This is a genomic window from Rhizobium sp. TAL182 (assembly GCF_002117725.1).
GTDB lineage: Bacteria > Pseudomonadota > Alphaproteobacteria > Rhizobiales > Rhizobiaceae > Rhizobium > Rhizobium esperanzae.
The window spans coordinates 3,697,501-3,710,662 of the sequence record NZ_CP021024.1; the positions used below are offsets into that span (position 1 = coordinate 3,697,501).

Annotated in this window: 11 protein-coding genes (1 of these 11 cut by a window edge); all 11 read left to right on the forward strand. The window is 61.7% G+C overall.

The annotated features are described in order from the left end of the window. A protein-coding gene (locus Tal182_RS18595) for a hypothetical protein (protein WP_011426630.1) crosses the window boundary here: on the forward strand, nucleotides 1–200 show its 3' portion. Its footprint begins 139 nt before the window's first position; 200 of the gene's 339 nt are visible here — the last part of the coding sequence; its start codon lies beyond the left edge, outside the window; the stop codon is at nucleotides 198–200. Between the two features lie 138 nt (nucleotides 201–338). Next, nucleotides 339–545 carry a hypothetical protein gene (locus Tal182_RS18600; protein ID WP_085860360.1) on the forward strand — a complete coding sequence of 69 codons (207 nt, stop codon included), beginning with the start codon at nucleotides 339–341 and terminating at the stop codon, nucleotides 543–545. 155 nt (nucleotides 546–700) lie between these two features. Then, complete coding sequence (locus Tal182_RS18605; protein ID WP_085860361.1) at nucleotides 701–1,504, forward strand: pseudouridine synthase; 804 nt, start codon at nucleotides 701–703, stop codon at nucleotides 1,502–1,504. A gap of 14 nt (nucleotides 1,505–1,518) precedes the next feature. Then, nucleotides 1,519–2,214, forward strand: a complete 696-nt coding sequence (locus Tal182_RS18610) for a phosphoribosyltransferase (protein ID WP_085860985.1) — start codon at nucleotides 1,519–1,521, stop codon at nucleotides 2,212–2,214. Nucleotides 2,215–2,354: 140 nt separating this feature from the next. After that, on the forward strand, nucleotides 2,355–4,097 hold the full coding sequence (locus tag Tal182_RS18615; protein WP_085860362.1) for an SLC13 family permease: 1,743 nt from the start codon (nucleotides 2,355–2,357) through the stop codon (nucleotides 4,095–4,097). Between the two features lie 85 nt (nucleotides 4,098–4,182). Then, nucleotides 4,183–5,127: a phosphoribosylaminoimidazolesuccinocarboxamide synthase gene (locus Tal182_RS18620; RefSeq protein WP_085860363.1), complete on the forward strand. Its 945-nt coding sequence runs from the start codon at nucleotides 4,183–4,185 to the stop codon at nucleotides 5,125–5,127. 110 nt (nucleotides 5,128–5,237) lie between these two features. After that, the gene (locus tag Tal182_RS18625; protein ID WP_085860364.1) at nucleotides 5,238–5,840 is read left to right on the forward strand and encodes a TetR family transcriptional regulator; all 603 of its coding nucleotides are present in this window, start codon (nucleotides 5,238–5,240) and stop codon (nucleotides 5,838–5,840) included. Between the two features lie 157 nt (nucleotides 5,841–5,997). After that, the gene (locus Tal182_RS18630) at nucleotides 5,998–7,209 is read left to right on the forward strand and encodes an efflux RND transporter periplasmic adaptor subunit (protein WP_085860365.1); all 1,212 of its coding nucleotides are present in this window, start codon (nucleotides 5,998–6,000) and stop codon (nucleotides 7,207–7,209) included. Nucleotides 7,210–7,257: 48 nt separating this feature from the next. Then, on the forward strand, nucleotides 7,258–10,368 hold the full coding sequence (locus Tal182_RS18635) for an efflux RND transporter permease subunit (RefSeq protein ID WP_064804690.1): 3,111 nt from the start codon (nucleotides 7,258–7,260) through the stop codon (nucleotides 10,366–10,368). 150 nt (nucleotides 10,369–10,518) lie between these two features. Then, nucleotides 10,519–11,955 (forward strand): efflux transporter outer membrane subunit, encoded by a 1,437-nt coding sequence (locus Tal182_RS18640; RefSeq protein ID WP_085860366.1) that lies wholly within the window; start codon nucleotides 10,519–10,521, stop codon nucleotides 11,953–11,955. 163 nt (nucleotides 11,956–12,118) lie between these two features. Next, nucleotides 12,119–13,162 (forward strand): LacI family DNA-binding transcriptional regulator, encoded by a 1,044-nt coding sequence (locus Tal182_RS18645; protein ID WP_064804694.1) that lies wholly within the window; start codon nucleotides 12,119–12,121, stop codon nucleotides 13,160–13,162.

The window sequence follows — 13,162 nt, forward strand, 5'->3', positions numbered from 1 at the left end:
AGGCATACGACGAAGCCCTGCCCCGCGCAAAAAACGCCGTCGCCCAAATCCGGGCCGAAGGGGCAGCCGCCGCCGGCGCCGCCCGCGAGCATGCGGCCGCAACCACCACCGCACTGGTGCTTGCCGGGGCAGTCGGCTTCCTCATTGGCTACCTGCTATCCGGCAATTCACAGCCGCAGCCTCGCCATTGGTGGCGCTAATCCCCTGCATCGGCTAAAAAATCATACTTTTTACGCACCCGCCGATCCGTTTTTCGGTAGGGTGCGTAAATGCTTAGGTCTTATAAAAACCAATTTTTAATGTAAGCAAGGGACCATAAAAACGAAAGGGAGGACAACATGGATAACAAGAGGGCCAATTGCATCATTGAAGTCAGCGTCGATGGCGTTAACGGCCGTTACGCGGTCGGCATCATGAATATGCGTCAGGCACTCGAGCTGCCGGAAATGCCAAGCCTGTCCTATACCCATCCCGACCCGGCGAAGGCCGCTGCCGGCATCGTCGTCAGCCGCAAGGAACTCGCCGGCTTCATGGCCTGCCGCTAAGGCGGCGCGACCGACCGGTTTTTCGCGCAGACGGCGCTTTATCCGAAGCGCTGACGTCGTTTTGCACCCCTATCGCTCCCTGGTTTGGTTGTCATGCTGGCATCGTTGTACCGTTCGTGCCAAGAAGCGGCATCGAGACTGGACAGGGATGGCAGATGAGAGACCGGCGCCCATCGCATAAGACGCGCGAGCGGTTAAAGCCAGCCGCCGACACTGCAGGCAGGCGGGTCACCCTTCCGCGCGCCCTTTCCAAACTCGGCTATTGCTCCCGTACCCAGGCCGAACGGCTGATTGCCGAAAGCCGCGTCGCCGTCGACGGCCGTACCGTCAGCGATGCCTCTGCATGGGTCGATCTGTCGACGGCGAGTATCAGTGTCGATGGACTTGTCATTGCCGCCGAGGCGAAAATCTATCTGATGCTCAACAAGCCGCGCGGGCTCGTCACGACCCGCCAGGATCCTGAGGGCAGGCCGACGGTCTATGATTGCCTCAAGAATTTCGACATCCCGCACCTCTCTCCGGTCGGACGGCTCGACAAGGCGAGCGAAGGCCTGCTGCTTTTCACCAACGACACCGAATTCGCCCAGACCCTGCTCGATCCGCTCACGCATGTGACCAAAACCTATCATGTCCAGATCGACCGCCTCATGGAGGACGAGGAAATTGCCGCCATGACATCCGGCATCCGCCATGACGGCGAGTTGCTGACCGCCACCGCCACACGACGCCTGCGCCAGGGTGACAGGAACTCATGGATCGAGGTCGAGCTCGATGAAGGCCGCAATCGCCAGATCCGTCGTATGCTGGAGGCCCTCGGGGCCGAATGTTTGCGCCTCGTGAGGGTCGCCATCGGTGGGCTCGAACTCGGTGAACTCCCAAAAGGCGCCGTGCGTGCGCTGACCGAGGGAGAATTGCAGGCGCTGCGCCGAAGAGCCGGCATGGAAAGGGCGAGACGTTGACCGGTGTGCCGGAGATGGCGCCGCATGGCTTCTGGCAGGAGATCCATCCGCCCGGCACCTTTTCCGACGATCGGGAGTTCACCACCTTCTATGTCGCCACGTTGGAAGACGGCCGCCAGCTTCGCCTGCCGATACGCGTGTTGGCAGATGGCGATCACGCCCTCGCTTCGCTGATCGTCAACCAGGCGAGCTTCGCCGTCCTCGACGCGTTGGCCGACGGTCTCGCCGAAAAGATCAGACCCATGGGCGTCGATGTCATCGCCGGTCTGCCGACGCTCGGCTTGACGCTTGCCGCCGCCGTTGCGCAGAAGCTCGGCCACGGCCGCTACGTCCCTCTCGGCACCTCGCGAAAGTTCTGGTACCGCGACGAACTCTCCGTTCCTCTGTCTTCGATCACCACGCCGACACAGGACAAGCGCCTCTATATCGATCCGCGCATGCTGCCGCTGCTGACCGGACGGCGCGTCGCCCTGATTGACGACGTCATTTCCAGCGGCGCCTCGATCGTCTCGGGCCTTGAGCTGCTGACGGCCTGCGGCATCGAACCCGTCGTTATCGGCGCGGCCATGCTGCAATCGGAGCGCTGGCGCGACAGCCTCGCAGCCGCCGGGCCGCAATGGGTCGCGCGCATCCGCGGTGTCTTCGCAACGCCCGTGCTGGAGCGGAATGCCGAGGGCCGCTGGCAGGTTTCGGCCCGACCGAAGACATGAGATTGTTCAATCTTTGCCGGCTGGCGCCTCTGTACAGCAGATGAGGAACGACTACAGTCCGCCCAAGGCCTGTCATCCGGAAATCTGCAGCAGTTCCGGTACCGCGACATGCCTCCGTCGATGAAACACCGGATCCGCCCATGTCGTTCGAGCAAGCATCCCTGCTGATCCTTCTGCTGGCGATGCTCGTTCTCTTCTCGCTCGAGCGCATACGCATCGAGGTGACGGCGATTGCCGGCCTGCTCGCCGGCTATGCGCTCGGACTTTATCCGGTCGACCAAATCTTCGCGGGCTTCGCCAGCCCCGTCGTTATCACCGTCATCGAAATCCTGCTGATCGTGCAGGTGCTGGCACGCGCCAAGCTCTTCGACAACCTCGCTGCGCATGTCGCAGCCGCAAGGTCATCGAACTTCAAGGTCATATCAGGCGCTTCCTCGCTTGCCGGCTTTCTTTCCATCTTCATGAACAATATTGGCGCCTTTGCGATCACCCTGCCGGTGGCGCTGCGGCTCGGCGTGGCGCTCTCAATCCCCCGCCGTCAGCTCGTCATGCCCATCTCGTTTGCCGCCTTGCTCGGCGGCCTCGTCTCGTTGATCGGCACGCCGGCCAACCTGCTCGTCAGCGATGCGCTTGCCAAGACGTCCGGTGCGGGTTTTCATTTCTTCGATTTCAGCTATGTCGGGCTGCCAGTCGCAATCGCCGGCATCCTACTCATCGCCGTTCGGGTCCGATACCTGTTCCCGGAACCTGACGCAGTGCCGGCAACGCTCGCCCAGGGCTCGCGTCGCATCGTCATCGAACGTCGCATTCCCAATGCTTCGCCGCTGATCGGCGCACGGCTTTCCGAGTGTCTGACCCGCTTCGGCATCAAACCGCACGCGCTGATCCGTGACGGCAATTTCGTGTTTGGCCCGCTCGACCAGTCGATGATCAGCGCGGGCGACGTGCTGCTTGCCGAAGGCGCCGATGACATCTTTGCCGGCCTTGCCGCCACACAGGCCCTGGTGGCCGATGCCCATCTGAATGATCGGCCGCCAGATTTCACCCGGGTCGAAACCGTCGTCATGCCCGAAAGCACACTGGTGGGTTCACGCGTCAGCTCACTCGAAGTCTTCCACCATCGCGGCATCGCAGTCACTGCTCTTTCCATGCGCACACCCCGTATCGAAGGCCGCTTTCTCGATCTGCAACTGTCGATTGGTGATATATTGACGCTGGAAGGGCCGCGTACGGCAATCGCCGAAGCGCTGGAGGAAAGCGAGTGCCTGCCGCTTGCTCCGACAGCTTCAGCCGAACCGGCCCTCCTATCCTGGCGGCCTTTCGCATTATTTGCCTGCGGCGTCGCGGCATCGGCGGCGGGCCTGCATCCCGAGGTCGCTTTTGCGGGTGTTGTCCTCGTCCTCGCTTTGCTCAATCATATCAACATCCGCCAGGCGATGGCCGACCTCAACTGGCCGATCATCATCATGCTCGCGGCGATGATTCCGATCGGCCAGGCAGTGGCCAGCACCGGGGCGGCCGAAGCGATTGCCGGCTGGCTGAGCTTCATCGTGCCGGTTAACTATCCGCTTTCCGGCATCGCCCTCATCCTCTTCCTCGCGATGGCGCTGACGCCCTTCGTCAACAACGCGACGGTCGCAATCGTGCTCGCCCCGATCGCACTCGAATTTGCGAGGATCGGGCGGCACGCACCCGACGCCTACCTGATCGCGGTCGCCATCGGAGCCTCCCTCGATTTTCTGACGCCCTTCGGCCATCACAACAACACGCTGGCGATGGGTATCGGCGGCTACCGCTTCAGCGACTTCCTGCGGGCCGGCTGGCCGCTTGCCGTCGCAACTTACGGCCTCGCTTTGTTTCTTCTGGCTCTGTTCTGGCTGTGATGCGATACTTCGGCTCGGCTTGACTTCGCCGGTAATGAAACTAGAGCAGGAAGCCATCAGCCAAATACAAGGACAGTCGAGCGCCGTGCGAATCCTCTCCGAAGCCCATTTCCCGGAACTGCCGAACTACTATCGTGGCAAGGTGCGCGAGAATTACGATCTTCCCGACGAACGCCGCATCATCATCAGCACAGATCGGCTGAGTGCTTTCGACCGCATTCTCACCTGTATTCCCTATAAGGGCCAGGTGCTGACGCAGACGGCGCGTTACTGGTTCGAGGCGACGAAGGACATTTGCCCGAACCACGTGCTCGACTATCCCGATCCGAATGTGGTTATCGGCAAGCGGCTCGACATCCTGCCGGTCGAAATCGTCGTGCGCGGTTATCTCGCCGGCACCACCGGCACCTCGATCCTGACCCTCTATAAGAAGGGTGCGCGGGAGATGTACGGGATACGTCTGCCGGACGGCATGCGCGACAATCAGATCCTGCCGGAACCGGTCATCACGCCGACCAGCAAGGAATTCGACGGAGGCCATGACGAACCGCTGACGCCTGCCGAAATCGTCAGCCGCGGCCTTCTGACCAAGGAGCAGTGGGAGACGCTATCCGGATATGCGCTTGCACTCTTTGCCCGCGGCCAGGCAATGGCCGCCGAACGCGGCCTGATCCTCGTCGACACCAAATATGAATTCGGCACCGACGGCGACGGCAACATCATCCTCGCCGATGAGATCCACACACCTGACAGCAGCCGCTACTGGCTCGCAGAAAGCTATCCGGCGAGCTTCGCGGCCGGAAAACGGCCGGAAAGTTTCGACAAGGATTTCGTCCGTGCCTGGGTGGCGGAACGTTGCGATCCCTATAAGGACGAAATCCCCGAAATTCCCGTCGAGCTGATCGAGCAGACCTCGGCCGTCTACATCAAGGCCTACGAGTCGATCACCGGCGAACGCTTTGTTCCCGACGACAGCGGCGAGACGCCGCTTGCCCGTGTCCGAAACAACCTCTCCCGCTATTTCCCTTGAAAAAGGCGACACACGAAACCGCCGGGCCAAGCACCGGCTTGGCAGCTTTCGTGCAATCGAGCTAGCATCGGCTAAAAAAGGGATACCGGGCGCGGCCCGGCGGGGGATAGATGGTGAGAAGGCCGAGACGCAAGGCCGAGGAAACCCGACAGGACATCCTGTCCATGGCGGAGATGCTGTTTCGCGAGCGCGGCTACGTCGCCGTGTCGATCGCCGATATCGCCGGCGCGCTCAACATGTCGCCCGCCAATGTCTTCAAGCATTTCCGTTCCAAGGTCGCACTGGTCGACGCCATCGCCGGACGCCATCTCGACAACGCCGCCGAGCGTTTCCTCCCTCTCGACCAGGACATGCCCGCGAAAGAACAGCTGTTGCGCTTCGTCCTGCGGCTGCTCGAGGGCCATCTGCAGGACATCCAGAAGAGCCCCTATATCTTCGAAATGGTGCTTTCGACCATCGAGGCCAAACTCGAAGCCGGCAATCGCTATCGCGCCCGCATCGAAGAAAAACTCGGTGAGATAATCCGCAAGGGCATGGCGGAAGGACGCTACCACTGCCGTGATCCCGAGCACGCGGCACATACCGTCGCCGATGTGCTGGCTTGCGTGCTGCACCCTATCCTCATCGTCCGCGACGACAAGGAGACGCTGGTGCAGCGCGCCGGGGAAATCGTCGGCTTCGTCGATGCCGCACTGCAAAATAGCGCTTGCTAAGTGACGATTGCTGACTTACGTCACTTCGTAAAGCTTTTCTTAGACTCGGATAATGGCACGTGAAGCCAGATTAATCCTGACGCTTATATAAGCCTGCGCCCGGCCCGGCCGAGCCCGTGGATCGAATGGCGATTGCCACCGCATGAGGGAATTCAGAATGATACGGCGTGCCCTGCTCATCTCCTCGGCCCTGGTGGCGGGCGCCTTGCTTGGCGCCTGCAGCGACAACGCCGGCAAGCCTGCCGGCAATGCCGGCGCAAGCGCGCCGCAGCAGGCAGCGCCGGTCGGCGTGGTCGCGCTGAAGAAGGCCAGTTTTCCTGTTACCACTATCCTTCCCGGCCGCGCCGAAGCCTTTCAGACGGCCGATATCCGGCCGCAGGTGAGCGGCATCATCCACGAGATCGCCTTCAGGGAAGGCGGCGAGATCAAGAAGGGCGACCTTCTCTATCAGATCGAGGATGCGCCCTATATCGCCGCCGTCGAGCAAGCCAAGGCGGCAATCGCCAAGGCCGAAGCGAGCGTGCCGAGCGCTGAAAGCAACCTTGAACGCTACCAGCGCCTCGTCGGCAGCGGCGCCACGCAGATCGAATACGAGACAGCCAGGACGACGCTTCTCCAGGCGAAAGCCGAGGTCGAGTCGGCAAAGGCAGCGCTTTCCGCCGCGCAGATCGATCTCGATCACACCAAGATCGTCGCGCCCTTCGACGGCATCATCGACCAGACGGCCTATAATGTCGGCAACGTCGTCTCGGCGAACCAGACGACGGCGCTGACGACGATCCGCCAGCTCGACCCGATCTATATCTCGCTGACGGAATCGAGCACCAACCTCTTAAGGCTGCGCGATGCCATGGCAGCCGGCGATATCAAGGGCGCGGAGAACGTCGCCTTCCACCTGATTCTCGAAAACGGCAAGGAATACAACCAGCAGGGCAAGCTCGACATGTCGAAGCAGGTCGTCAGCGAGACGACCGGCACTTTCATCATCCGCGTGCTCTTCCCCAATCCCGATCGTGTCGTCCTGCCCGGCATGTATGTCCGCGCAACCGTCGAGCTCGGGGCCGAGACCGGTTATGCGCTGCCGCAGCTGGCGACAAGCCGTGACGCCAACGGCCGACTGACGGCGCAGTTCGTTTCCGCCGACGGCAAGGTCGAAACCCGCGCCTTCGAGAACAGCTCGCCCTCCAACAATTCCTGGCTGGTGACCGAAGGCATCAACGATGGCGATCAGCTGATCGTCACGGGTCTGCAGTCGGTCGCGGCGGGCATGCCGGTGAAGCCGGTTCCGATGAAGATCAACGACAATGGCGTGGTCGTGGCTGCCGAGCAGCCCGCGGCCGGTGACGCTGAGAAGCCCGCAGCGAAGTAATCGCTGCGAGCCCGCATCGTCACCGTCTCAGCCGCACAGGAACAACCGATGGCCAAGTTTTTCATCCGACGTCCGATTTTTGCCTGGGTCATTGCGATCACCATCATGCTCGCCGGCCTTCTGGCGATCTTCACCCTGTCGATTTCGCAATATCCCGACATCGCCCCGACGACGGTCCGCATCAACGCCACCTATCGCGGCGCCAGCGCCGAGACTGTCGAGAAATCAGTGACGACGATCATCGAGGACGGCATGACCGGCCTCGACGACCTCACCTACATGACCTCGACCTCGTCGACCGGTTCGGCCAGCATTCAGCTCACCTTCGGCACCAGCATCGATCCCGACATCGCTCAGGTGCAGGTGCAGAACAAGCTGCAGCTGGTTCAATCGCAGCTCCCCGGCGACGTCATCGATGCCGGCATCAGTGTGACGCGCTCGACCTCGAGCATCCTTCTCGTCGGCTCGCTCGTTTCAACCGACGGCAAGCGCAATTCGGTCGATCTCGGCAACATCATGTCGACCTCGATCGAGGACCAGATCCAGCGCCTGGAAGGCGTCGGCAGCATCAACGTCTTCGGTTCCGGATACGCCATGCGTATCTGGCTCGATCCCTTCAAACTCTTGAAATATCAGCTGACGCCAAGCGACGTCACGGCAGCGATCCAGGCGCAGAACACCCAGGTCTCCGTCGGCTCGCTCGGCGCCCAGCCGACGATTCCAGGTCAACAACTCAACGTCACCATCACCGCGCAAAGCCAGCTGACCACAGTCGCCGACTTCGAGCACATCATCCTGAAGGTCGAAAAGGACGGCGCGACCGTGCGCCTGAGCGATGTCTCGCGCATAGAGATCGGCCAGGAAAGCTACGGCGGCAGTTCACGTTACAACGGCCAGCCTTCGAGCGGTTTTGCCGTCAACCTCGCGATCGGCGCCAACGCCATCGATACCGCCGCCCGCGTGCGGTCCGCCCTCGATGTCATCGGCCGCACTCTGCCGGAAGGCGTGAAGATCACCTATCCCTATGACACGACACCCTTCGTGGAATTGTCGATCGAGAAGGTCGTGCATACGCTGATAGAGGCGATTGTGCTCGTCTTCGTGGTGCTGCTCGTGTTCCTGCAGAATCTGCGGGCAACGCTGATCCCGACCATCGCCGTTCCCGTGGTATTGCTCGGCACCTTCGGGGTGCTGGCGGCCACCGGCTATTCGATCAATACCTTGACGATGTTCGCCATGGTTTTGGCCATCGGCCTTCTCGTCGACGATGCGATCGTCGTCGTCGAAAACGTCGAACGCATCATGTCCGAAGAGAAGCTTTCGCCGCTCGAAGCGACGGAAAAATCAATGGGCGAGATCACCGGCGCCATCGTCGGCATTGCGCTCGTCCTGACCGCCGTCTTCATTCCGATGGCCTTCTTCGGCGGTTCGACCGGCATCATCTATCGCCAGTTCTCGATCACCATCGTCTCTGCCATGCTGTTGTCGGCGCTCGTCGCCATCGTGCTGACACCGGCGCTCTGCGCCACGATGCTGAAGCCGGTCAGCGAGCACAGGAAGCACCGCGTCGGCGACTGGTTCAACCGCAACTTCACCCGCTCGACCAACGGCTATGTCAGGACCATCGGCTATCTCTTGAAGCGGCCGATCCGCGTCATGCTGGTCTTCCTTCTCGTCGGCGCCGGCTGCGCCTATCTCTTCACCAGGCTGCCGAGTTCATTCCTGCCGCAGGAAGATCAGGGCGTGCTGCTGACCATCGTCACGACACCGCCAGGCTCGACGACGCAGCAGACGCAGGCCGTCGTCGAGAAGGTGGAAAACTATTATCGCGAGAATGAGAAGGATGCCGTCGAATCCGTCTTCGGCGCACTCGGCTTTGGCTTCAGCGGCTCCGGTCAGAACAGCGCCATCGTTTTCACCAAGCTCAAGGATTTTTCGCTGCGCACTGATCCAAATCTGAGCGCCCAGTCGGTTGTCAACCGGGCGCTTCGCAGCTTCTTTGCGATGCGCGAGGCACAGGTTTTCGCGCTCCTGCCGCCGGCGATTCAGGGCCTCGGCGTTTCGAGCGGCTTTTCCATGTATCTCGTTGATACCGGCGGCCACGGCAACGACGCGCTGACGGCGGCTTCCAAGCGCCTGATCCAGATGGGCAACAGCTCGGGTAAGATCGTGGCGCTACGCAGCAGCAACAAGGAAGTCGAGCCGCAAATGCGCATCGTGCTCGATCAGGAAAAGATCGGCGCCATGGGCGTCGACATCGCCTCTGTCAATTCGATGCTGTCGATCATCTTCACCGGCCGCGACGTCAACGACTTCACGCTGAACGGCGAGATCAAGCCGGTCTATGTCCAGGGCGACGCGCCCTTCCGCATGCAGCCGGACGATCTTAATCACTGGTATGCCCGCAACACGGCCGGCGAGATGGTGCCCTTCTCCGCCTTTACCAAAACCGAATGGGTCAAGGGCGCACCTTCGCTTGCCCGCTTCAACGCCGTCAGCGCGATTCCGCTCGATGGTGCTGCCGCGCCCGGCGTGTCCTCCGGCGATGCCATGAACGAAATGGAAGCGCTGACCGAGCAACTCGGCGGCGGTTACACGGTCGCCTGGCAGGGCATTTCCTATCAGGAGCGCCTTTCCGGCTCACAGGCGCCGATGCTCTATGCAATCTCGGTTCTCGTCGTCTTCCTCTGCCTGGCAGCGCTTTACGAGAGCTGGTCGATCCCCTTCTCGGTAATCATGGCAGTGCCGGTCGGCGTCCTCGGTGCTCTGGCGGCGGCAACACTCTTCGGCCAGGCCAACGATGTCTATTTCAAGGTCGGCTTGCTCACCACGATCGGCCTGGCGGCGAAGAACGCGATCCTGATCGTCGAATTCGCCAAGGATCGCATGGAAAGCGGCAAGGGGCTTTTCGAAGCGACACTGGAGGCGGCGCGGCTGCGCCTGCGGCCGATCATCATGACATCGCTTGCCTTCATTCTCGGCGTCGTGCCGCTGGCGATCGCTACGGGCGCGGGCTCGGCAGCCCAGAACGCCATCGGCCTCGGCGTTCTCGGCGGCATGCTGTCGGCAACGATGCTCGGAATTTTCTTCGTGCCGTCCTTCTACGTCGTCATTCGACGCATCTTTGCCACACGCGACAAAAATGCGGCAGGAGTGTGATATAAATGCACTGTGATAATGCTGTTTCGATTGCTACATTGCGCCCGACTGCTTCGGTGTGTGTGTTTGTGGTAGGACGAGGCGCGGCTGCGATAGTGAAGCATGAAGCTTCGGACAAGAATTGACTTGCTCGAGTACAGGATGAAATGAATGGTATCTCTTCGTTTTGCCACACCGGCATTATTGTTATTACTGTCGGGCTGCGTTGTTGGCCCGGATCATGCTCCTCCTGAAATGCCGCTGCCCGCCAAATTCGGAGAAGGCGGCACGAAAAGTGTAGGTGACGTTGCTACCGCAGCCTGGTGGACCGCCTTCAACGACCCCAAACTGAATGGCTATGTCCATGCCGGCCTCGATCAGAACCTGACGGTTCAGCAGGCGATCGAACGCATCAATGCGGCCTCTGCAAACGTCACCACCGCCGGCGCAGGCGCCCTGCCGAACCTGAATGTCGGCGCTTCGCATACGGTCAGCGGTCAGAAGGGCGAGCTGCGCTCGCAGTTCGACACACGCAACACCAGTGCCGGCGAAGTCCAGCTGACCTGGCTGCTCGATCTCTTCGGCCTCTACAAGCGCAGCACCGAAAGTGCTCTCGCATCGCTTGATTCCGCATACGCATCCGCTGACGTCGCCAAGCTGACCCTCGTGCAGGATCTCGTCTCGAGCTATATCGATGTTCGCTATTATCAGCAGCGCCTGGCGCTTTCGAAGGCCAACCTGAAGTCCCGTCAGGAAACCTACGAACTGACCAAGTTCCAGCTTGAAGCCGGCGCCGCCTCGCGCCTGGACGTCGTGCAGGCCGAAGGCCTCGTACAGTCGACGCTCGCCGAAATTCCCGGCCTCGAAACCAACATCCGTATATCAGCCCATCACATCGCCACGCTGCTTGGCCTGCCGGCCTCGGCCCTCGTCGACGAGCTGCTGAAGGGTCGCGGTCAGCCGGTCTTCCGTGGCGGCATCAACTCGGGCATCCCGGCGGACCTGATCCGTAACCGTCCCGACATTCGCGTCGCCGAGCGTGATCTCGCCGCCGCAACGGCCAATATCGGTGTTGCCGAGGCGCAGCTCTATCCGAGCATTTCGCTCAGCGGCTCGATCTCGCCGTCCTACATCAACCAGCGCGGCATCCATGGCGACCTGACCCCCTGGTCCTTCGGCCCGACCCTCAACCTGCCGATCTTCGATGGTGGCCGTCTGCGCGCCAACGTCAAGTCGGCGCAGTCCACTGCCGCAACGGCCTATCTCAACTGGAAGTCGACTGTGCTGACCGCTGTCGAACAGGTCGAGAACGCACTGGCCGCTGTCCGCCGCGACGCCCGCACGGTCGCGGCCCTACAGGCTCAGGTGAAGACCACGCAGGAAACCCTCGAACTGTCGACCGCGTCCTACAAGGACGGCGCCTCCTCGCTGCTCGACGTTCTCGATGCGCAGCGCCAGGTCTCGCTTGCCCAGGCAAGCCTTGCCCAGGCCGTCCAGCAGATGGCCAAGGACTACGTCTCGCTGAACATTGCGGTCGGGGGCGGCTACGCGCCCGGCGGCAAGACCACAGCAACGGTGACGCCGGCGCCGGCAAAGGCCAAGAGCTGATCGGCATTTCGCCTTCCTGGAAATACAAAACCCCGCGATCGCCTCGCGGGGTTTTTTCATGCCGGACAAATCCCGGAATAATCGCACACCGAACGAATTTGGATTCGACAAGCAGAAACGGCTGCTATAGGACTGATTAAACGATTAATCAGAATTCCTGACCATGGCTTCATCGCGCTCCGGACCGAACCTCAGCAGGATAGCGACCTCGCTCGGCGTCTCCATTGCCACGGTCTCGAATGCGCTTTCCGGTAAAGGCCGGGTCTCTGGGCAGCTGGTCGAACGGATCCGCGAACATGCCGCTGAACTGGGCTATGTCCCGAGCCAGGCCGGCCGCGCGCTCAGGACCGGCCGCAGCGGCGTGCTCGGCCTGGTTTTGCCCGATATCGCCAACCCTCTGTTCCCGAAGATCGCACAGGCGATCGAATTTGCCGCCTCCGCCGCCGGTTACGGCGTGCTGATCGCCGACTCCCGCGGCGATGCTGCCGCCCAGACCGAGGCGATCAATCGTCTCGTCGAACGCGGCGTCGACGGCATGGTCATTATTCCCCGCCGCGCCACCCGCATTTCGTCCGCCGCCTGCCCAGTCGCTCTCATCGACACCCCCTCGACGCCAGGCAACACCGTTTCCGCCGACCATTGGCAGGGCGGCCGCGAAATCGCTCTCCATCTCGCGGACCTCGGCCACCAGCGCATCCTCATCATCGGCAACAACCAGGAATCCAGCGTTCAGAACGACCGCGCCGACGGGATTCGCGCCGGTATGCACGCGGGCATGCATGCCGAAACGCTGTGGATCGGGAAAGTGGAGCAGGATGGCGGCAGCGGCTGTCCGCTCGGCCTTGCCGAAAAGGTGCGGGAGGGTTTTACCGCTTTCGCGGCTCTTTCCGATCTGCAGGCATTGCGCGCGCTGACCGAGCTGCAGCAGGCCGGCATCAGCGTTCCCGGCGATGCCAGCGTCACCGGCTTCGACGACCTCATCTGGTCGCCTGTTGTCACACCGTCGCTGACGACGGTCAGGATGGACATGGATAGAATTGCCGGGATTGCCGTGTCGGCGCTGGCCGATACCATCAGAAAAAACCGCGCCCGGGAAGGCGTGCTCGTTACCGCGGACATCGAACGCGTCGCGATGCAGCTGATTGTCCGCCAATCGTCCGGGCCTGCGAGCCCGGCACCAAAAACCTCAGAGATGGAGAACATGTAA